20 protein-coding genes are annotated in these 21,187 nt (G+C 33.3%); 6 read left to right on the top strand and 14 right to left on the bottom strand.

Going from position 1 to position 21,187, the window contains the following annotated elements:
- Nucleotides 1-373: 373 nt before the first annotated feature.
- Complete coding sequence (locus tag HX049_RS03255; protein ID WP_286414021.1) at nt 374-973, bottom strand: hypothetical protein; 600 nt, start codon at nt 971-973, stop codon at nt 374-376.
- Nucleotides 974-1,174: 201 nt separating this feature from the next.
- Here HX049_RS03255 and HX049_RS03260 point away from each other — a divergent pair, with 201 nt between their 5' ends.
- Both HX049_RS03260 and HX049_RS03265 read left to right on the top strand, forming a co-directional pair.
- A complete protein-coding gene (locus tag HX049_RS03260; RefSeq protein ID WP_286414022.1) occupies nt 1,175-2,422 on the top strand; it encodes a DEAD/DEAH box helicase in 1,248 nt (415 codons plus the stop codon).
- Nucleotides 2,423-2,474: 52 nt separating this feature from the next.
- Entirely contained in the window at nt 2,475-3,140 is a 666-nt protein-coding gene (locus HX049_RS03265; RefSeq protein ID WP_286414024.1) for a SanA/YdcF family protein, read from the top strand.
- 83 nt (nt 3,141-3,223) lie between these two features.
- Here HX049_RS03265 and HX049_RS03270 read toward each other — a convergent pair whose 3' ends face one another.
- From HX049_RS03270 to recR, 9 genes are all read right to left on the bottom strand, one after another.
- Nucleotides 3,224-4,615, bottom strand: a complete 1,392-nt coding sequence (locus tag HX049_RS03270) for a hypothetical protein (protein WP_286414025.1) — start codon at nt 4,613-4,615, stop codon at nt 3,224-3,226.
- Nucleotides 4,616-4,648: 33 nt separating this feature from the next.
- Nucleotides 4,649-5,584 (bottom strand): hypothetical protein, encoded by a 936-nt coding sequence (locus tag HX049_RS03275; RefSeq protein WP_286414027.1) that lies wholly within the window; start codon nt 5,582-5,584, stop codon nt 4,649-4,651.
- Nucleotides 5,585-5,592: 8 nt separating this feature from the next.
- Nucleotides 5,593-6,540 (bottom strand): DUF6175 family protein, encoded by a 948-nt coding sequence (locus HX049_RS03280; RefSeq protein ID WP_286414029.1) that lies wholly within the window; start codon nt 6,538-6,540, stop codon nt 5,593-5,595.
- Entirely contained in the window at nt 6,530-7,036 is a 507-nt protein-coding gene (locus HX049_RS03285; RefSeq protein WP_286414031.1) for a hypothetical protein, read from the bottom strand. Before HX049_RS03285 ends, HX049_RS03280 begins: the two co-directional genes overlap by 11 nt.
- A 45-nt stretch (nt 7,037-7,081) precedes the next feature.
- Nucleotides 7,082-7,582 carry a hypothetical protein gene (locus HX049_RS03290; protein ID WP_286414033.1) on the bottom strand — a complete coding sequence of 167 codons (501 nt, stop codon included), beginning with the start codon at nt 7,580-7,582 and terminating at the stop codon, nt 7,082-7,084.
- 428 nt (nt 7,583-8,010) lie between these two features.
- Nucleotides 8,011-8,541 carry a hypothetical protein gene (locus HX049_RS03295; RefSeq protein WP_286414034.1) on the bottom strand — a complete coding sequence of 177 codons (531 nt, stop codon included), beginning with the start codon at nt 8,539-8,541 and terminating at the stop codon, nt 8,011-8,013.
- A 260-nt stretch (nt 8,542-8,801) separates the two neighbouring features.
- Entirely contained in the window at nt 8,802-10,979 is a 2,178-nt protein-coding gene (gene feoB / locus HX049_RS03300; RefSeq protein ID WP_286414036.1) for a ferrous iron transport protein B, read from the bottom strand.
- A 23-nt stretch (nt 10,980-11,002) separates the two neighbouring features.
- Nucleotides 11,003-11,236, bottom strand: coding sequence for a FeoA family protein (locus HX049_RS03305; RefSeq protein WP_006257162.1), 234 nt, complete (start codon nt 11,234-11,236; stop codon nt 11,003-11,005).
- Between the two features lie 596 nt (nt 11,237-11,832).
- Nucleotides 11,833-12,453 carry a recombination mediator RecR gene (gene recR, locus HX049_RS03310; protein ID WP_025126055.1) on the bottom strand — a complete coding sequence of 207 codons (621 nt, stop codon included), beginning with the start codon at nt 12,451-12,453 and terminating at the stop codon, nt 11,833-11,835.
- Nucleotides 12,454-12,619: 166 nt separating this feature from the next.
- Between recR and HX049_RS03315 the strand changes: the two genes are divergently transcribed.
- Nucleotides 12,620-14,122, top strand: a complete 1,503-nt coding sequence (locus tag HX049_RS03315) for a sodium:solute symporter (RefSeq protein ID WP_286414038.1) — start codon at nt 12,620-12,622, stop codon at nt 14,120-14,122.
- A 46-nt stretch (nt 14,123-14,168) separates the two neighbouring features.
- Here HX049_RS03315 and HX049_RS03320 read toward each other — a convergent pair whose 3' ends face one another.
- Nucleotides 14,169-14,525, bottom strand: coding sequence for a CoA-binding protein (locus HX049_RS03320; protein WP_286414039.1), 357 nt, complete (start codon nt 14,523-14,525; stop codon nt 14,169-14,171).
- Nucleotides 14,526-14,753: 228 nt separating this feature from the next.
- Between HX049_RS03320 and HX049_RS03325 the strand changes: the two genes are divergently transcribed.
- The 3 genes from HX049_RS03325 (at nt 14,754) to HX049_RS03335 (ending at nt 18,947) form a co-directional block, all read left to right on the top strand.
- Entirely contained in the window at nt 14,754-15,464 is a 711-nt protein-coding gene (locus HX049_RS03325) for an OmpW/AlkL family protein (protein ID WP_286414041.1), read from the top strand.
- A gap of 112 nt (nt 15,465-15,576) precedes the next feature.
- A complete protein-coding gene (locus HX049_RS03330) occupies nt 15,577-16,899 on the top strand; it encodes an MATE family efflux transporter (protein ID WP_286414043.1) in 1,323 nt (440 codons plus the stop codon).
- A gap of 95 nt (nt 16,900-16,994) precedes the next feature.
- Nucleotides 16,995-18,947: a heavy metal translocating P-type ATPase gene (locus tag HX049_RS03335; protein WP_286414045.1), complete on the top strand. Its 1,953-nt coding sequence runs from the start codon at nt 16,995-16,997 to the stop codon at nt 18,945-18,947.
- Between the two features lie 41 nt (nt 18,948-18,988).
- Here the strand turns inward: HX049_RS03335 and HX049_RS03340 are convergent, their stop codons facing one another.
- The 3 genes from HX049_RS03340 to HX049_RS03350 all read right to left on the bottom strand — a co-directional run bounded on the left by HX049_RS03340 (nt 18,989) and on the right by HX049_RS03350 (nt 20,959).
- Nucleotides 18,989-19,594, bottom strand: coding sequence for a hypothetical protein (locus HX049_RS03340; RefSeq protein WP_286414047.1), 606 nt, complete (start codon nt 19,592-19,594; stop codon nt 18,989-18,991).
- Nucleotides 19,581-20,021 (bottom strand): RNA polymerase sigma factor, encoded by a 441-nt coding sequence (locus HX049_RS03345; protein WP_435793524.1) that lies wholly within the window; start codon nt 20,019-20,021, stop codon nt 19,581-19,583. Before HX049_RS03345 ends, HX049_RS03340 begins: the two co-directional genes overlap by 14 nt.
- A gap of 80 nt (nt 20,022-20,101) precedes the next feature.
- On the bottom strand, nt 20,102-20,959 hold the full coding sequence (locus HX049_RS03350; RefSeq protein WP_286414048.1) for a TraB/GumN family protein: 858 nt from the start codon (nt 20,957-20,959) through the stop codon (nt 20,102-20,104).
- Nucleotides 20,960-21,187 lie beyond the last annotated feature (228 nt).

Genomic DNA, 21,187 nt, shown 5'->3' on the forward strand with positions numbered 1-21,187 from the left:
TACATACTACTAATATTAAGAATTTAAAGTCTATTCTCCCTAATACTATTGCAACTATAATGGGAATTAATAACGTCGCTATCCACAACCAACTTCGTTTTAATGATCTTTTAGTTTGAATATAATCGAGATGTCTTTTATTTATTTTATAAAGTAAAACAAGAACTCCTACTATAACTAGTGTAAACACTAGACAAAAGACTATATCTGATGTCATGGCAACGGTGAGAAAACCAATTAATAAACCTCCTATAGCAAGCAGATAGAATGATAATACATAAATAATAGTATAAAGTAAGTCTTTCATAAAATGAATATGATACTAGTAATTATGGTTTTATAGTATAATATGTTATCTACCTGATTACCTTCTTTAGAAAAAGCCTTTTATAGTATCAACTACATTATGTTCTATCAATACAGATACTAAGCATATCACTACGATAACACTTAAGATATAGATAAACTTAAGCAACCAGCCTAAATCTTCCATCACAAACTGTTTTGCTGTAAAAGTATCAGGTCTATCTCTATCATAAGTAATATCAAATTCTTCTCCTACAGGATTATAGTCTCGTAGAGCAATGTATTTTTCATTATAAGGATACTCGAAGTCAGTATCTTCTAGTTCTGGTTTATTCAATTTATACTGCATAGGTTTACCACGTACTACTTTGTTATCCTTAGTAGTAAACTCCACGATAAGAATCTCTTTTTTTACATCTCCTCTACGGCTAGTAGCTAGGTCTTCATCGAAGTTTAGGTATGATTCGTATTGTACTATTTTAGCAGTTGTGGTTATACCTGCGTATTTTAAACGCTGATTAGTGGTATAGATCTTAATCATTGCTAAAAGTAGTAATACAGGTATAAATAATAATAGATAAATCATATCCTGAATAGCTGCATAGATAACTATGACAATCATAATAATTGCTGCAGGATAGTATATTTTTTCAAGTTGTCTGACCATAATAAAGTAATTTACATTACAATTTAATCATTTTTTTATTAATACGAAAAACAGATGCTTAGAAAATAGACTAGCTCCTACATATACTGATGACAAAGAGCATTACCCTACATACAATACAAAAAGAAAAAGCTTATCAATAGCACTTCGTGTAATAAAAATAAAATAAAGTACCTTTGTATTCATAAATAGATGAAGTATATGACATTCGAAGACTTACAATTAAATAAGAATATATTACGTGCCATAGATGAGTTAGGTTACAAAGAGCCTACTCCTATTCAACAAAAAGCAATCCCTTTTATCTTAGCTGAAAAAGATCTAATAGGGTGTGCACAGACTGGTACAGGTAAAACAGCAGCCTTTGCTATGCCCATTATTCACTATTTACACAAACTTGGAAATACTAAAAAAGCAAAGAAAGCTAAAGTACTAATCGTTACCCCTACTCGAGAACTAGCTGTTCAGATAGGTGATAACTTCGAAAAATACGCTAAGTATACTAATGTGACGTATATCACACTATATGGAGGGATGTCTATCAAGCCTCAAATAGAACAATTAAACAAAGGAGCAGATGTTATCATTGGTACTCCTGGTCGTCTATTAGACTTATATAAACAAAAACACTTAGACTTAGATCATCTACACTTTTTAGTATTAGATGAAGCAGACTTAATGTTAGATATGGGATTCATTGATGATGTAAAAAAGTTAATACAACTTACCCCTTCTAATAGACAGACCTTGTTATTCTCTGCTACGATGCCACTCCCTATTAGAGAGTTAGCTCATGAATTCTTACAAAAACCAGAATATGTAGCAGTAGACCCTATCTCATCAACTGCACAATCTGTTAAACAAAAAGTGTATTTCGTAGAGAAAGGAGACAAGAAAAAGTTATTATATCATATCATCCGTAACGAAAAATTAGCTGATGTACTTGTATTTACTCGTACCAAGGCAGGTGCTGACACTGTAGTGGAATCACTTAAAAAGAATGGTGTCAATGCTGAGCCATTCCATGGCGATATGTCACAAACTGCTAGACAAGCTGCTTTAGATAGCTTTAAAAACAAAGAAACTAAAGTACTAGTAGCTACTGATATAGCTGCTCGTGGTATTGATATAGATAATCTACCTGTTGTGATCAACTATGACTTACCTAATATTCCAGAAACCTTTGTACATCGTATCGGGCGTACTGGTAGAGCTGGTAATGATGGTATAGCTATTTCTTTCTGTGATAAGTCTGAGAAGACCTATTGGGAGGCTATTTGTAAGTTCGGTAGATTACAACCAAAGATTGTTACAGACCATCCTTTCCCATGGAAAGAGACTACCACTAAAGATGGTCAAACTCCTAAAAAAGATTATAGAAAAAAACCTGGTCAGAGCAATTCTCGTAAATCAGAAAACTCTAAAAAGAATAAAAAACGTTGGTATTAGTACTAACGTTTTTTGCTTTATATTTGATCTTAACAATTGCTATTATACTATTATGAAAAAGATCTTTAAATACACTTTCTACTTAGCTCTACTCGCTTTATTCCTAATATGGTTTGCAAACTATAGGGTAACTAATACAACCAAAGACCAGTTGTATAACTCTGTACATGAAATACCCCATAACAAAGTAGGTATGGTACTTGGGACTACTAAGCTACTTGCAGGAGGCTATGTAAACTACTATTTCACTTATCGAATAGAAGCTACAGCAGCTCTCTATAAAGCGGGTAAAATAGACTATATAGTAGTAAGTGGAGACCATAGTCGTAATGATTATAATGAACCCCAAGACATGGAACAAGCACTTATAGAAAAGGGCGTTCCTAAAGAAAAGATTTATTTAGACTACGCTGGGCTTCGTACATTAGACTCTGTTTATCGAATGAATGTTATCTTTGGACAAGATAGCTTTACAATAATCTCTCAACCCTTTCACAATGAGCGTGCTGTGTATATTGCTAATCATCTAGACCTTAACACTGTTGCTTATAATGCGCAAGATGTTTCTCGTAATTATGGCTTTAAAACCATGCTTAGAGAAAAATTTGCAAGAGTTAAAGTATTACTAGATAACCTAATCAATAAAAAACCTAAGTACTTAGGAGCACCAGTTCTTATAGGAGAAGGAAAAATACAAAAAAGAGCTCAAGATAAATAACCTTGAGCTCTTTTTATAATAACAAAGTCCCTGATTTCTCAGGGACTTTGTCTGCAAAAAAATATTAACAAAATACTAGAATGTTAATTAATCTGTCTAATTAACATACCTGGATATATGTTCTTAGCATTACCTGAGAATGAAGTAGCTTTAATCTTTTGTACTTCTCCTGCATTATTTGCAGCATTCTCAGCTTGTTCTACATCAGCCTCAAATCGGTTATCCCATATTTTATTCTTCTCAGCTTTAATAACTGTAACTCTTTTATATTTTGTAACCTTAGTTTCTGGATCTTCTGTTTTCTCTAATACTTCAAATTTGTCTCCTGCTTCTACATCTTCTTTCATACCAATAAATGCAGTAATTTCTGATTCAGTTGTAGCCAATGGTGTCTTAGTACGGAAAGGTTCATACTTTTTCTGTAATTTAGCAATAACATTATCAATAGAACGAACTGTTGCACGTTCTACCAATTCTTTTTCAGAAACTTTAGAGAAAGTAGTAGATTGAATATCAGCCCAAGCAGTCTCTGTCCCAACTAGTTTTAACTTAAACAATCCTGATTTAATTAATTGATCAGCACTATTAGCATTGTAGTATTTTGTATAGAACGTAGCTGCGGCTTCCTCAGTCCAATCTAATTGGAATAAAAATGCTGTCGCTTTTACCACATACCCTTTACCAGCTACAGAAGCTCCTGATTGTACAGCAGAGTTAGTAGCTGCAGCTGCTTTACCTCCGATTAATCCAGTAACAGCAGCAGTAGTAGCAGACAATTGTCTAGCCATTTCTTCTTTACTAACATAGTTAAAACGAACTCCCACTACGAATGTATTCGAGATTAAGTTCTCTCCCGCATCTTCTAACATTGCTTTACCTCTAGTTGATTTATCAGCAATATCTTTATCAAATACAGAAGCATTGTATAATCCTCGTTCTTTAATCAACTCCATATTATAAGGAGATTGAGTAGACGCATTATATTTACCTGCGTTAAACCATTTAGCAACTAACTTATCTCCTACATTATTCTGAGCTAAAAACTTGATAAATTGAGCAGTTACTTTATCCGTACTAGTAGTATCCACAACACCTGCTGTATTATCATTAGCTACACTCTTACCGAATTTACCTAAAGACTTACCTAACCCACCTTTTTTCTTACCTGAATCAGATTTTCCACTAACAGCAGCGATCTCTGCTTCAGATACTGGATACTGACTAGGTTTAAAAGAACGCAAAGACTTATCTAAATTATGATCATTAAACTTCTCTGGCAATGGCGTTTTATAGAACGTTTCTTTGATGATTTGTCCTTTTAAGTTTCCATTTCCATTAATACCGTGGTCATCCACGATGATAGTATACAATGAACTACGCATGTAGTCATCTGCTACTTGTTTTTTATCTTGTGCTAATGCAGCTATTGATGTACCAATCAATGATGCTACTAACATTAAACTTATTTTATTCATATCGTTTATTTTGAATATATTATTCTGAAGTATTTATTTTCTAAAGACTACATAAGTATTCCCTTTTCTTTTAGCAAATGTAGTACCTACAGCTTTCCATGCTTCTATTCGTTGTTGTTCTAAACTTACTGCATCATTATATATCTTGATTTCAAAGTCCAAATCAGCTTTTACTTGTGCCTTCATTTCGCGTTGTAGAGCTATTGCAGCAGAATAACATTTAGATTCAGGGAAAATAGTTACTAAGTATTGACCAGCTTCATGTGCCCCATAAGCATCTTGCTGTGCATTCCAAGCAGCCTTAGCCTTATTAAAGTTTTCCATACAAGAATGATCTACATATAACTGATAAACTTTTTCAGTCGCCTTCATTCCTGCATCATAACCTTTACTACACTCAGGAATAGCTGTTAATAAAAACATAGCTTCTTCAAAGTTCTTTTGATTAGCTAAGCTCTCTGCTTTCTTGATAATTGTAGTATAGTTACCATCATAATATTCAATAATCTTCTTCTTACTATCTTCTATAAAAGCAACTACATCTTTATTCTTTGCATTTAGTTTTTTAAATGCATTGATATAAGCTTTTGTTTCACTTTCTCCTACTCCTTTTAAGTTCACTGAAGTAGATGCAAATACCTTTTGCCCAAAAGAATCTCCTATGAATAGATTCATCTCTAAGTCTAATACAAAAGATCTTGGTGGACCAGGTAGTATATTCTTCTCTACCACATTAAACTCAGGTGTAATAGCGAACTGAGCATAACCATCTGAAGATCCTAACCCATTAGCTGCAACTATACTTTTTAACTTTGTTCTTAATTGTCCCTCTGCTCCAGAGTACAAACCATCTGTCTGCTCTGGTATAGAAGCCATTAATGATATTTCACATTTATCTGTTTGTCCATACGTAAACAAACTTGCGAATAACAATAAGACTACAGATACTTTTCCTATAACTCTCTTCATAGCACTTATTATTTCTCTCCGATGACTAAAGCAGCTCTTCCTAATCCTCTATTGATTAATTTAGCTTCTAAACTATACGGTGCTTTCTTTAAAAAACTTCTTAATTCTCGAGCAAAGCCATCAGTGTCTTGAGCCATACCATTCGCTTTATAAAGAGGAATACGTACACTCTCATATAAAGTCATTGTCTCTGTAGCATCTGCTTTACTAAAACGGTGATTAACAGTTTTCTCTGCTAACCAATTATCAATAACCTCTGTCAACTCAGTACCATCAAACTCAGTTTCTAAATCAACACCTGATCCATTGTCAAACACTAAGATATCTAGTGTTACCTCTCTTCCGTTTGTTAATAAGTCATCGAAGTGAGCTTGTAACTGATTAACGAAACTATCCATATTCACTAATACAGCTTCTTCTAATAATACAGCTACATCAGCAGAAAAAGAAGGCGCTCCAGTACCTTGTGCACCTGCTACTTGCTTACTAGTATAAGCATCTAAAGCTCTTAAGTTATAAGTAATAGACTTCTTAGGTCCTGTAGCATTTATAGTCCAGTCTACTTCTAATATAATATCAGACTTAGCTGTACGTCTTACTCTATCTAATGGGCTTTCTGCTAATGCTGCACCGGATGCTTTACTTGTAATCAAGTTATTCTCAGCATTAGTTTTATTAATAGCTTTCATCGTTGCAGATAAGTCTTTAAGAGGGAATCCTCTGTCTGCCATTAGAATATTAATCTTAGAAATTACATTCATCAAATCAGAATGTAAAAGTGCTAATTTATAATCTGGAATATACTCTTCTACTCCTTGATTATAATATACTTCCATTACTCTATTCTTCGTACACCATGAGTCAGAAGGAACTACCATTAAAGATGGCTTCTTAGCTTGTGCAAACATCCCTACACTCAACAGGCATAGACAAATAGTCAAAAATTTATTTTTCATAGCTTTTTATTTTTACAATTTTATCTTTTTCAAGTCTTTTTATTATCTCTTTACGAGCTACAGTTACCTCTACACTATATGATTCATAACTGATTCCATGTTTAACCACATTACTTTGAAATGCTACTCTTTTTACAGAGGTATACTTTCTATTCTTACCTCCTTTTTTAAAGAATTTATCAAAGTACTTTTTATACTTCTCTTCAGCATTTGGCTCAGTAACGATAGGTTTTACAGAACACTCCTTTTTATCCGTTACGATCCCTTGAAACATTACTGTTTTTATAGCCGTCTCTTTAGCTTCAGCGATAGCCGCACTTCTATTTTTTCCAGTAGCATATACATGTACTACTTCATTGCCGTACATATCTGCACTTACACACTCTACAGTCTTTCCTGTATAGAAGCTAGCCATAGTATTAGTAGGTTTGCTTTTACACGACAGAACTAAGAATATTAGAGATAGTACGGATAACCGAATTACTTTATTGATCATCCTATTATTGTTTTAATTAGTAGCACCAGCATACATATAAGTTGATTAGAATCCTGCTGATAAGCTTTTTACAATACCAGCTACTTCTAAATCTTTACGCAATAAATCTTTAGATACAGATACTACATATCCTACTTTGTATTCTTTTTTGCTTACCTTGATTACTTCAGGAACAGAAGAAGAAATAGTAGCGTATTTTAAATAAGGACTTTCTTTACCAAAAAAAGAGTTGAAGTAATCTGCTTTTTCATGTTGTACGGAAGCATCCTTGATAAGAGGTCGTTGAGAAACACACCCTACTCCATTCGCTGCAAAACCACGGAACAGGACTCCATGTACAGCATTTTTCTTAGCTTCTTCATTAGGAATGGTTCCCTTATTACTATAAGTCCATATTTTCACTAAGAAGGTTCCTTCACTTCCTGTACCTGCACACTCAATATCATATTTCCATTGAGCGGCTTCTTTTTTTGGACTAGAAGCGAAACTTATATGAGCAGAAAAAGTTAATACTGCACATACTAAAACAAGTAGATATCTATTCATTTTTTCAAAACTTTATGTTATACAAATATTTTATTATATATTTTTAACACAAATTTATACCATATAAATAAATATATTACAAAAAACACTTATACTATTCAAACACATTGTAGCAAAGCCAATAAAGTCATAATAAAATGGGTGAAAGAATATTTTTTATGAGTAAACCATATTACTATTCACCTCTTTCATTGTGTTAATCAACTATACTACACTAAATAATTAAGAAGTAGACCTACTGAATATTTGATTTATTTCATTAGATAAATAAATAGGTAAATAATAAAAATCACAATACAGACTAATCAATGCATTGTACATGTACATTTTGTACATCTTACACCTGTTTCTAAAACGGAAATACCTCCTTAATAAACCATTGGTTTATCAAGGAGGTATTTTATAACATACTGTTTTACAAAACAATATTACAGCTTATTCTTCTGTCTCTTAAGTATTTCTTTTTGTTGCTTATACTCTGCTTTTCTATTATTCTTTGCTATCTTCCTTTTAGAATCATTGTCCTTATAGATGATTTTGATATTTTTAATATCTCTTTCATACTCTATCTCTAACATATCTAATTGGTATTCTATATCTTCCTTACTTCTTTTATTTTGATACTTATGATAAGATGCTTTATCCCACTTCACCCTCTGAGAGTCATTTAAAATAATATAAATATCTTGTCTGAAACTAATAGCTAACTCCCTCTTTTTTAAACCTTTTTCTCTACCTGACAGTGAACGGTCACGTCCTATTGCTTCAAACTCTCTACCGATAGTACGCTTTCGTTCTATAATCTTAGTTCTCTGACTTTCTGTTAGTTTGTAATAATCCCCTTTATCTAATAACTCTGAAGCACTTACTTCATAATCTGTCTGTTTGCTATTCTTAGGTGATTGTGCATATATACTAGTAAAGACTAGCAATGCTCCTAATACTAAAACTCTTCTCATAGCTCATTTTTTTAAAATTAAAGAATAATCCCTATAAAGATTATTACTCAAATAAAACAATTCGTATGCAAGACGACAAACATAAAGAGTTAATTCACATAAAATATGTACTTACACTAAGAGAATCCATATGGTCTATCATATAATCTCTTGATTTATCTAATAATAAAGCAATTATGCAATTATGCATAAAAAATCCCCTTCTCCATATCAAATGAAAAAGGGGATGCTATAATAAATATAATTATACTCTTAAGAAATTAGGTAAATAAATACCATAACTGAGCTACTACAAAACACACAATAACTCCAAAAAGAACAGGTAATAATGACGCTACTGTAGTCCATTTTACACTATTCGTTTCTTTATAAATCGTATATATTGTAGTACTACATGGATTGTGTAGTAAACTAAACAACATCAAGTTCACTCCTGTCAATGTAGTCCAGCCCGCCATATGTAAGATAGTCGCTATCTCACCATCTGATACCTCAAACATGACACCTGCTCCTTCACCGATAGATGCATCTCCTAATACCATAGCGGTCAACATTAACACCGTCGGGATAACAATCTCATTGGCAGGAATAGCTACAATATAGGCTAATAAAATAACTCCATTTAATCCTAAAAACACTCCTACAGGATCTAATCCTTGAATAGTCCATAAGGCAATACTTTTATCTCCTATATCTATATTACAGATCAACCAAATAACTGCTCCTGCAGGTGCTGCAAAGACAATAGCTCTCCATAATACGATTAACGTTCTATCTATTAACGATGTGTAGATCGTCTGTAACACTCTTGGAGGTCTATAAGGAGGCAATTCTAAGGTAAAGAATGAAGCCTGCCCTTTTAGCATAGTCTTAGACAGCATCCATGAAGTAAAGAATGTAAATCCTATCCCTAATACTACGATCCCCACTACTGCAAGTGTAGAGATAGTATTAGACAAATACGATGGTACTAAGGCTCCGATAAAGATACTTGCCATCAATATCTGTGTAGGCCAACGACCATTACACAGCGAAAAGTTATTTGTAATGATAGCAATTAGTTTCTCTCGAGGACTGTTAATAATACGAGTAGAGACCACTCCAGCAGCATTACACCCGAAGCCCATACTCATTGTCAAAGCTTGCTTACCATGTGCTCCTGCTCCTTTAAAAAGTCGATCTAAGTTAAATGCTACTCTTGGTAAATACCCAAAATCTTCTAATAAGGTAAACAGAGGGAAGAATATAGCCATAGGTGGTAACATCACTGCTATAACCCAAGCTGTAGCTAGATATACTCCGTCTACTAAAAAACCGGATAACCACCATGGAAAATGAAGACTCTCTGCTCCATTCTTTAAAATAGGATATAATTCTTCTAATAATAAGGTAGATAATGCACTAGATGGATAGTTAGACCCGATAATAGTCAGCCATAGAATACCCCCGAGCATCAATAACATAATAGGAAAGCCAAATCGCTTACTCGTCACTACATTATCGATCATACGGTCTACTCTGAAAGCACGCTGATTTATATCTGATTTCACAGTACTCTTCACTGTCTTCGATACTTGAGTGAAGATAGCTCCAGCCACATTATCAGAATAGTCTAATCCTAGCTTTTCGTGATAACTATTCGCCAAAGTGATCACCTCTTTAATATTCTCGTTATTGACTTTAGTAGATAAAGTTTGGTTTACTAAAGCGGATTGAATAGTAGTATCTTGTTGTATCAATCTCATCGCTAGCCATGACGGACTAGGCAAATCTGCATCTATATTTAATAACTTAGATGCTACCTGCTGTACTGCCTCTCTAGATTCTCCTGATATACCAGATATTGTCTTATGCTCAGGTACATATTTACCTGTTGCTACTTGATCTATTGCTACTAATAAGTCTGTAATACCTTCTTTTCTTCTCGCAGAAGTAGGGATCACAGGTACTCCTAGATCACGAGATAACCCTCTCACGTCTATTTCTACACCATGGCGCTGAGCCTCATCCATCAGGTTCAGACACACCACCACCTTATTTGTAATCTCCTGTATCTGTACTACTAAGCTCAAATGACGTTCTAGTCGACCAGCATCTACTACTACTACAGTAACATCAGGACGACCAAATAAAATAAAGTCACGTGCCACTTCTTCATCTTCAGAAGTAGACATCAGTGAGTAAGTACCCGGAAGGTCGATTATCTTATACTTACTATCCTTAAACTGAAAGTTTCCTTCTGCACGTGTAACTGTTTTTCCTGGCCAGTTTCCAGTATGTTGTTTTAGACCAGTAAGAGCATTGAAGATCGTACTCTTACCTGTATTTGGATTTCCTGCTAGAGCGATAGTATAATCATACTTACCAGATGACTCACCTAGTTTTTTTAATTCTGCTGTTGCATTAAGATCACAAATATCACAGGCTGATTGCGCCATAATTTTTTCCCTTCTTTTATAATTTAGTTAGCTAAAGTCACTAATACCATCTCTGCATCCTCTTTTCTCAACGAAATAATGGTATTATAGATAGAATAAGCTACAGGATCCTTTAGTGGGCTGATATTATGGATATAGATTTCAGCACCAGGTACAAACCCTAAGTCTAAAAAACGCTGATGTACCTCCACAGGACACCCTCGCTTTATACCTTGTATAGTAGCTTTTTCTCCTTTAGCTAGTTCTGATAAATTCATTACAATTTTCTTTAGATGTGTAAAATTACAAAATTAGACACGTCTAACAATTAATTTAGTGTTAAAACCTCTATCTAAAAACATTCTAATTTAAGGTTATGAGTCTATTTATAAGCAAATAAGCCCATACGTCTAGCATAAACAAGCCTTTCATACTAACTTATGATAACACTATTCATTACTTAATTAAAATTCAAATCATTCTAAGGTGATTTTATACTATTCTTGTAGGGTAATGATAGGATAGTGGTCGCATAAAAAATAGCCAAAACTATGCGACCACTATGCCATCACTATGCGACCACTATGCGATCAGTCAAATTAGGATTTGCCTCATCCTACTATAGCTGTACAGTTATTATTTATAATCCTGATTTTAACTATACACTTATTTTTATAATCCTATGATGTAAATAGCAGTTTGCATGAAGATAGGGTAAAATATATAAATAATAACTGATCTCAATGCTACTATCTTCTAAAGCTAAGATCCTTAAACAAGACATCCTAAATCTCAAGCTTAAGTCCATAAAAAAAGAGTAATTGGTAAGGGCTACTAATTACTCTTCTATGATTTTCTTTTAAAAACTGTAATACTATACAGCCTTAAATGCATTCTCAAAAGGTACACGATGTACTAAACTTCTACCTAACGTCACTTCATCTGCATACTCTAATTCATCCCCTACCGCTATACCTCTAGCAATAGTAGAGGTGATAACACCAGTATCTTTTATCTGCTTATAGATATAAAAGTTGGTAGTGTCTCCCTCCATAGTAGAACTCAGCGCAAAGATAATTTCTTTTACCTCCCCTGCTTTTACCTTTTCTACTAGAGATTGAATATTTAATTGACTAGGTCCTATACCATCTATAGGAGATATTTTACCTCCTAGCACATGATATATTCCTTTAAATATCTGAGTATTCTCTAGTGCCATTACATCACGTACATCTTCTACGACACATATCGTCTGATGATCACGTGCTTCATTAGCACAGATATCACATAGTTCTGTATCTGATATATTATAACAACTCTTACAGAAGATGATATCTTTTCTTAGTTTTAGTAATGCTTCTGCTAAGTGTAGAGTTTGTTCCTCTGGTTGCTTTAATATATGTAACATTAGTCGTAATGCTGTACGCTTACCTATCCCAGGTAATTGTGATACTTCTTCGACTGCTTTTTCTAATAATTTTGAAGGGAATTCCATAACTGCAAAGATAAAAAATAAACTAATAAATAACTCTACTCCTCTAAACTACTACTATACTTATGTACTCTCTCTATTCTATAACTGATCGCTATAAAAGCAATAGTCGTTATTTCTAAAAAAGAATTACTTTTGAATTCTAAGCAAATAAAACAATTGACTTACTATGACTCCTATAACCATAATCACGATTATTATCATCTACTTCGGAATACTGATAGGTATATCACATTATATCAGTAAAAAAGATAGTAGTAATAACGCATTCTTTAGTGCTAATAAAAATGCTAAATGGTACTTAGTCGCTTTTGGGATGATAGGTACGGCCTTATCAGGGGTAACCTTTATATCCGTACCAGGAGAAGTAGGTTCTCCTAATGGTGAACAGTTTAAGTACTTTCAGTTTGTTCTAGGTAATGCTGTCGGTTTTTTATTAACAGCCTCTGTATTACTTCCTTTGTATTATAAATATAATCTGGTATCTATCTATACCTATATAGAAAAGAAACTTGGGCATTATAGTTATAAGTCGGCTGCTTCTATATTTTTATTGAGTAGAACGATCGGTTCAGCATTTAGACTGTATTTAGTAGTCATCGTACTACAGCGATATGTATTCGATTATTTCGGAATACCCTTTTTCGCCACAGTACTGATTGCTTTATTATTAATCTATGCTTATACTTATAAAGGTGGATTAAAAACCATTATCGTTACAGATACCTTACAGACTTTCTTCTTAGTTGCCTCTGTTGTATTTACCATTATATTTATCTGTCACAGTCTAGACCTTTCGGCCGTAGAAGCCTTTGAAACTATAAAAGACAGTAACTATTCTAAGATATTCTTCTTTGAGGATTTCATCTCTTCTAAATACCATTTCTTAAAGCAGTTTATAGGAGGAATATTTGTAACGCTTGCGATGGTAGGCCTTGATCAAGATCTTATGCAAAAAAATCTAAGCTGTAAGAACATCAAAGAAGCACAAAAGAATATGTATTCTTTCACTGCTATCTTTGTAGTGATTAACCTATTCTTCTTAGGTGTAGGAGCATTATTATACATCTATGCAGAGAAGAACGGCATCCAAGTACCACTAGATTTAGTTACTGGTAAGCCTAGAACAGATTTGCTATTCCCAGAGATTGCTTTTAATTACCTAAGTATAGTACCTGCTATCATATTCTTATTAGGATTGACAGCGGCTACATTTGCTACTACAGACTCAGCTCTGACGGCATTGACCACATCATTCTGTATAGACTTTCTGCACATGGATAAGAAGAAAGACGATGCTTCTAATGTGTGGAAAAGAAAGGTAGTACACTTAGTGTTCTCTTTATTAATGTTCTTAGTGATTATATTATTCAATGCGATTAACGATGCCTCTGTAGTAAGTATGATCTTCAAGATAGCCTCTTATACATACGGACCTCTATTAGGTCTGTTTGCCTTCGCCATTCTGTTTAATAATAGAACTGTCAAAGATAAGTTAGTACCTATTATATGTATAGTCGCTCCATTTTTGACACTATGGTTAAGCAATAACTCTGCTACCTTATTAGGTGGGTATGTTTTTGACAATGAGCTAATACTTGTCAATGGATTAATCACCGTACTATTATTATTCTCCACTAGTCAAAGCAAGGTATTAAACAAAATAAATTAAAACAATAAAGGTCTTATAATTGCATAAGACCTTTATTGTTTTATGACTAAAACTGTTCAGTACGCAGTAATACTAATGTACACGCTTCTTCAGATTTTATACCTGCATCAGATAGTTTCTGAACAAACTCATTATTCTCTGTACCAGGGTTAAAAATCACACGTCTAGGCTTTAGTTTTATAATCTCTTCATAATACTCTTGCTGTCTAGTAGGATTAAGATATAGGGTCACTGTATCTATATCATCACCAGTATACCAGTCTGTATGAATAGTCACATCCTCTACCATACCAGTTCTTAGTCCATGAGCTACTACCTCATGTCCATATTCTCTAAGCATCTTTATGGCTTTATTAGAATACCTTTCTTCTTTCAAAGAAGCACCTACAACTAATGTTTTCATAATTTTTATATTTTTAACAAATTAATCACACAAATACATAAATTAAACTATCTATATATCAAAAGATATTAATTTTAGAAGTTAACCTACTTACTTCAATCAATTATATTTTATAAATTTAGCTAATATTTAAACTTTTTTTACAACAAAAAGTATTTAAATGATAAAAGTCATATTTCAGATACAAATTTAACAGTAATTTTACTCTAGAAATTTAAAATCTCAATTATGAAAAAGTTACTACTTTCAATTTTAGGAGCTGCATTATTCGTAAGCGGTTCTACATTCGCACAAGAAACGACTAGTGCACCTGAGAAACAAGATTATAAATGGCAAATGCGTCTACGTGGTGTAGGTGTTATACCTCATAACAGAGCAGATATTGGAATCATCGGTGGACAAATCGATGTAAGTAACAACTTTATTCCAGAATTAGACTTCACTTACTTCTTTACAGAAAACTTAGCTGCTGAGTTAATTCTAGGAACTACTAGACATACTGTAGGGACTATCGGATCTAGCTTAGATAACCCTATTACTCAAGGGCCTAGCACAGCTAACGTAGACTTAGGAAGTGTATACTTATTACCTCCTACATTAATGTTCCAATACCACCACAAATTTGGTGAAGTATTTAAACCTTATGTTGGGGTTGGGGTGAATTACACTATTTTCTATAACGAAAAGTCTGGTGTAGCGAAAGATATAAAATATGACAACAAGTTCGGTTGGGGTTACCAATTCGGTTTTGATATTGATTTAACAGAGAAATTCTTTATCAACGTTGACTTCAAAAAGTTATTCTTAAAAACAGATGTTACTGTTGACGCTACTAACTTAGTAGCTCCAGGTGTAACAGGTGTTGATCAGTTAAATATTCCTGCAAAAGTAAAATTAGACCCAATGTTAATTGGTTTTGGTGTAGGAATGCGTTTTTAATTATTTAATGAGACATTTTTTTTTGCCAGCCTTCTATGTACTGCATAGAAGGCTGGTTTTTTATTGTCTATTATTTAACCGACCTTTGCAACTTTATTGAAAACAATAAGATATGCAAACTACAATCAGTTTTAAAGAAATAAATAAACTAGCTATACCTGCTATTTTTGCAGGGGTATCAGAGTCCTTAATTTCTCTAACTGACATCGCTATCATCGGCAATGTAAAAGAAAATAGTGTAGAGGCATTAGGCGCCGTAGGATTAGTAGGTTCTTTTCTATCTGCGATAATATGGATTGTAGCACAAACTAAAACTTCTATATCTGCTACTGTCTCTCAACATTTAGGTGCGAATAGAATATTCGCTGTAAAAACACTAGTACCGCAGGCTATATTATTTAATTTCTGTCTAAGTGTACTACTATTCATATTCACTACTTTCTTCGTACAAGAAATTTTTATTGCGTATAATGCTGAAGGCTTACTTCTAACCTATGCTAAAGAATATTACTTAATACGAGCTTGGGGGTTTCCTCTTACCCTAATTACCTTTGCACTATATGGAGTTTTTAGAGGGTTACAAAATACTGTGTGGGCAATGAAATGTAGCTTAACGGGAGCAATTATCAATGTGGTATTAACGTACTACTTTGTCTTTGGTATAGATGGTGTATTACCCGCTATGCATATCAAAGGAGCGGCATATGCTAGTGTGATTGCACAAACGATCATGTTGATTATGGCATTCTATTACTTCTTTAAACATACCCCTTTTAACCTAAGCGTTAGAAGAACAATTAACCCTTCTCTAAAGCCATTAATCATTATGAGCTTTAACTTCATTATTCGTACTGCAACACTAAATCTAGCAATATATTTAGCTAATGCTTATGCTACAGGATATGGCAAAAGTTATATCGCTGCACAAAGTATATTGATGAATATCTGGTTATTTTTCTCTTTCTTTATAGATGGTTACGCCAGTGCAGGTAATGCTATGTCAGGGAAACTAGCAGGTGAAAAAAACTATCAGACTATGTGGTCTCTCTCTAAAAGTATCAGTAAATACGCCATTATTATTTCACTGATTTTAATTGCAATCTGTGCAATCTTTTATAAACCGATAGGCTTATTATTTAATCAAGATCCTGAAGTCATCAAGGTATTCATAAGCGTGTTTTGGTTAGTTCTCTTTATGCAACCTATCAACTCACTCGCTTATATCTTTGATGGTATTTTTAAAGGTATGGGAGACGCTAAAGTACTTCGCAATAATTTACTCTTTGCTACCTTCTGTGGGTTCATCCCTACTCTATTGCTGTTTGATTATTTAGATTTCAAATTGTACAGTGTGTGGATTGCTTTTGGTGTTTGGATGTGCTGTCGAAGCTTCCCTTTAATGTACTTATTTAAAAAGAATTACGTGGATAAGTAAGTAATGCAACAGCATTGCAAACATGGTTTGACATTATTTATAATCATTATAAGGTGGTACATTTGCTTTAAACAAAAACAAAAAATCATCAAATTATGTGTCAAGAACATTCAAATCATAATCACTCACATAACCACAGTGATCATAATCATGGACACGACCATGATCATGACCACAGCCACGGAGGAGAGAATACAAAGCTATTTGTTGGCTTCAGTTTAGTTATGTTTTTTATAGGAGTCTTTCTGGCTAATATTATAAAAGCAGATTGGTTTATCAACAATAATACATTAAGGCTATCGTGGTACATCGTTGCTTACCTACCAGTAGCATTCCCTGTTCTAAAAGAGGCTGTGAAATTAGGAGGCAAAGGAGATTTCTTTAATGAGTTCTCGTTAATGGGAGTAGCTACGTTAGGAGCTTTCTTTATAGGTGAATATCCTGAAGGAGTAGCTGTAATGATATTCTATACCATCGGTGAAATATTCCAAGAAAGCGCTGTAAATAAAGCTAAAGGTAATATCAAGGCTCTACTAGACATTCGCCCTAACGAAGCAACAGTGTTTAGAAACAATGAATACACTGTTGTCAATCCAGAACAAGTAAGCATCGGAGAGATCATTCAAGTAAAAGTAGGTGAAAAGATTCCATTAGATGGAGAGCTACTAACGGATAAAGGTAGCTTTAATACTTCTGCCTTGACTGGTGAAAGTAAACCTAGTACATACGAGAAAGGAGAAACTGTCCTTACAGGAATGATTAACTTACAGAATGTAATCGAGATTAAAACAACAAAGTTGTATCAAGATAGTTCTCTTGCTAAAATCCTTCAAATGGTACAAGAAGCAAGTGCACGTAAGGCTACAACAGAACTTTATATTAGAAAATTCGCTAAGGTATATACTCCTATCGTATTCTTTCTAGCTGTTGCTTTGACGATTATACCTTTTTTTGTATTAGGAGAAGGATATGAGTTTAAAACTTGGTTAGAGCGCGCATTAGTATTCTTAGTAATTTCTTGTCCTTGTGCATTAGTTATCTCAGTCCCGTTAGGATACTTTGGAGGAATAGGGGCTGCTTCTAGAAATGGTATCTTGTTTAAAGGATCCAATTACTTAGAGCTAATGGCTAAATTAGACATCGTAGTAATGGATAAAACAGGTACACTTACAGAAGGAGTTTTTAAAGTTCAAAAAGTAGAAACTACAGTTGAACAGACTGAATTTGTAAGTATTGTATCAGCTATTGAAAAACAATCTACACACCCTATAGCGAAGGCGATTGTAGAAGCTTACCCTACTTCCAAAACTGCAGAAGAGGTACATGAGATTTCGGGGAAAGGATTAATGGGTAAAGTAGATGACAAAGAAGTACTCGTTGGTAATACAGCTCTTTTAAAACACTATAACATTAATTACCCAACAGATATAGATGATATTGTAGAAAGTATCGTTATCGTGGCTATCAATAAAGAATACAGTGGATATATTACCATTGCAGATCAGATCAAAGTTGACTCTAAGGATGCAATCAAACTGATGAAGTCTCTTGGAGTAAAGAAAACTGTAATGCTTAGTGGTGATAAAAATACAATCACTCAAAAAGTAGCTAAAGAAACAAATATAGATTTAGCATTAGGAGGTTTACTACCTGAAGGTAAGGTAGAGCAAGTAGAAAAGCTTAAAAAAGAACATCCGAATATGTCAATCGCTTTTGTAGGAGATGGAATAAATGATGCACCTGTACTTGCTTTAAGTGATGTAGGTATAGCTATGGGAGGATTAGGAAGTGATGCAGCTATAGAAACAGCTGATGTCGTGATACAGACGGATCAACCATCTAAGATTGCAACTGCAATGCATATAGGTAAAGAAACACGTAAAATAGTAATTCAGAACATTACACTAGCCTTAGTAGTGAAAGTGATTGTGCTTATATTAGGGGCTGGTGGAGTAGCTACGATGTGGGAAGCAGTATTCGCAGATGTAGGAGTTGCATTATTAGCCATACTAAATGCTGTAAGAATTCAAAAGATGAAGTTTATATAACTTAATACAAACATAAAATCCCGATAGTAATCGGGATTTTTTTATTCTTGTTCCTTAAACTGATTTAAGGTATGCTCAATTTGTAGAAGATATTGTCCATATAGTTTTTTAATCCAATACTTGGCAATAAAGTAGATTAGAACAACCATAATAATAGACACTATTCCTAAATACTTTAAAGCGTGTAAATCACCTCCCAAAATAAGGTCTAATTGAGAAGAAGGAGATGCTACTAAAAGTAATAGAATACCAAAAGGAATAAGTGAATAACAAAAGTTCTCATACATTTGAATATACAACTTTACATTATAATAGCTATCATATACACTGTCTCTACTGCTTAATTCTAAAGAAGCAGATGATCTATAAAAGCGATACATCTTCAAAATATAATACCCTGTAATAAGTACAAATATTCCATAGAAAAGATAAAAACCACCTATTCTATTATTCTGTATATCCAAAAGATTTGGAGTGAAAACGATAAAAACTATACTTACAATCTGTATCCAAATCTCCTTTTTGACATTACCTCTAATCTTGTCTAATGGTAGACGACTTACTTTTTCCTTAAGCTCTTGAGAAGCTACTATATCTGTAGACAGTTCTTGTTCCTGCCATGACTTCTTTAAATCATCTAAATTCATAGCCTTGATTCTTTATTATTTCTTGTAATTTATTTTTTGTTCTATTGAGTTTCACCCTAGCATTTCCTTCAGAAATACCAAGATTACTACCTATCTCTTGATGAGAGAATCCTTCTAAATACAAAAATATCAATGCCTTTTCTACATCATTTAATAAATAGATAGCGTTGTACAAATATTGTACTTGGCTTTCTACAATCATATCAACTTCACTTGATTGAAGATTCTTAACTTTATCATCAAAAATATCATTTCGTTCAACTACTTGCTTAGCTTTTTTAAAATAAGTAATAGCTGTATTTAAAGCCACTCGATACATCCAAGTAGAGAATTGACTTTGCCCTTGAAAACGAGTATAGGACTTCCACAGTTGTAAAATAATTTCTTGATACAAATCGTTTTGATCCTCTTGGTTATCCATATACATCTTAGATACTTTATATAAAATACCTTTATGCTCTTCTATTTGATGTAGAAAGGTTTGTTCTAAAGTCTTGCTCACATTTACTAATTATAAATAGCTCTTACTTTATACCCATCTTTTTCTAATAATTTTAGGACTCCATAGTCTCCGCCAAGATGTGCGCTTCCTACAGCAAATATTGTGGACTTTTTCTTCATTATTTCTGGCATCTTAGTTACCCATTTTATATTTCTATTATCTAATAAGTCTTTCTTAAACTCTATAGGTACAAACTTAGGATTGGTTCCAAATTCATATAAAGCTTCAATATCCTCATCTAAGAAAGATTGCTTCATCTCATTATAAGTCTCCTTATAAGCATTAACTTCCTTAAATTGATTAATCAACTCTTTAGGTGAAAATATATTTTCCATTACTTTCTGTTGATCAATGAAATGTTCCAAACCAATTATTGATTTATTAGCGTGCAATGCTTTCTCAAAAAGTTCTAAATCATATTCTTTAACTTCACATGTCACTAACTTAGACATCATTAATCCAACCAAAGCAATAGTTGAAAAGCTATTTACTTGCTCTAGTTCTAAATCATATTCTTCCTTCAAAATATCCACAAACTCAGCTAACTCTTCCTGGGTCAATTGAGAAGACAAAGATTGCTTTGACACGAACATTTTTTGCATATATGCCAATTCAACAGGATCACTAAAGTTAACCTCTAAAGCTAATTGCTCAACGCTATCTAAAGCCTTTTGAACTTTGTCACTAATAATTAATTCATCCTTACACAAAATGTGAAATGTACCTAAAACATAAGAAGGCTCGTTCAAGTCCTTTCCAGAAACTTCCCATAATAAGCTTTTTTCTGATACATTAATATCTTGAGCAACGCACTGAAAACTAACTAAAACAAATAATAAAATACAAGAAAATACACGCTTCATAACTATGTAGTATTTATAAGACTATAATATACATAGTAAGTATAGAATAGAATGAAACGTTACAAAAAAAGATCACTTTTTTAAAAAAATATTGAAGTAGAAAGGTATACAAACAAAAAATCCCCAACCTCTAATGAGATTGGGGATTCTATAAAGAAAGGCGGCGACATACTCTCCCACTGGTTAGCAGTACCATCTGCGCTAGCGGGCTTAACTTCTCTGTTCGAA

It is taken from the genome of Myroides odoratimimus, assembly GCF_030326305.1.
In the GTDB taxonomy this organism is placed as follows: Bacteria; Bacteroidota; Bacteroidia; order Flavobacteriales; family Flavobacteriaceae; genus Flavobacterium; species Flavobacterium odoratimimum_A.

Bases quoted from the DNA above. Each gene is read 5' to 3' on its own strand.
- HX049_RS03255 (WP_286414021.1), bottom strand. From the start codon at position 973: ATGGTCAGACAACTTGAAAAAATATACTATCCTGCAGCAATTATTATG.
- HX049_RS03260 (WP_286414022.1), top strand. From the start codon at position 1,175: ATGACATTCGAAGACTTACAATTAAATAAGAATATATTACGTGCCATA.
- HX049_RS03265 (WP_286414024.1), top strand. From the start codon at position 2,475: ATGAAAAAGATCTTTAAATACACTTTCTACTTAGCTCTACTCGCTTTA.
- HX049_RS03270 (WP_286414025.1), bottom strand. From the start codon at position 4,615: ATGAATAAAATAAGTTTAATGTTAGTAGCATCATTGATTGGTACATCA.
- HX049_RS03275 (WP_286414027.1), bottom strand. From the start codon at position 5,584: ATGAAGAGAGTTATAGGAAAAGTATCTGTAGTCTTATTGTTATTCGCA.
- HX049_RS03280 (WP_286414029.1), bottom strand. From the start codon at position 6,540: ATGAAAAATAAATTTTTGACTATTTGTCTATGCCTGTTGAGTGTAGGG.
- HX049_RS03285 (WP_286414031.1), bottom strand. From the start codon at position 7,036: ATGATCAATAAAGTAATTCGGTTATCCGTACTATCTCTAATATTCTTA.
- HX049_RS03290 (WP_286414033.1), bottom strand. From the start codon at position 7,582: ATGAATAGATATCTACTTGTTTTAGTATGTGCAGTATTAACTTTTTCT.
- HX049_RS03295 (WP_286414034.1), bottom strand. From the start codon at position 8,541: ATGAGAAGAGTTTTAGTATTAGGAGCATTGCTAGTCTTTACTAGTATA.
- feoB (WP_286414036.1), bottom strand. From the start codon at position 10,979: ATGGCGCAATCAGCCTGTGATATTTGTGATCTTAATGCAACAGCAGAA.
- HX049_RS03305 (WP_006257162.1), bottom strand. From the start codon at position 11,236: ATGAATTTATCAGAACTAGCTAAAGGAGAAAAAGCTACTATACAAGGT.
- recR (WP_025126055.1), bottom strand. From the start codon at position 12,453: ATGGAATTCCCTTCAAAATTATTAGAAAAAGCAGTCGAAGAAGTATCA.
- HX049_RS03315 (WP_286414038.1), top strand. From the start codon at position 12,620: ATGACTCCTATAACCATAATCACGATTATTATCATCTACTTCGGAATA.
- HX049_RS03320 (WP_286414039.1), bottom strand. From the start codon at position 14,525: ATGAAAACATTAGTTGTAGGTGCTTCTTTGAAAGAAGAAAGGTATTCT.
- HX049_RS03325 (WP_286414041.1), top strand. From the start codon at position 14,754: ATGAAAAAGTTACTACTTTCAATTTTAGGAGCTGCATTATTCGTAAGC.
- HX049_RS03330 (WP_286414043.1), top strand. From the start codon at position 15,577: ATGCAAACTACAATCAGTTTTAAAGAAATAAATAAACTAGCTATACCT.
- HX049_RS03335 (WP_286414045.1), top strand. From the start codon at position 16,995: ATGTGTCAAGAACATTCAAATCATAATCACTCACATAACCACAGTGAT.
- HX049_RS03340 (WP_286414047.1), bottom strand. From the start codon at position 19,594: ATGAATTTAGATGATTTAAAGAAGTCATGGCAGGAACAAGAACTGTCT.
- HX049_RS03345 (WP_435793524.1), bottom strand. From the start codon at position 20,021: ATGTATATGGATAACCAAGAGGATCAAAACGATTTGTATCAAGAAATT.
- HX049_RS03350 (WP_286414048.1), bottom strand. From the start codon at position 20,959: ATGAAGCGTGTATTTTCTTGTATTTTATTATTTGTTTTAGTTAGTTTT.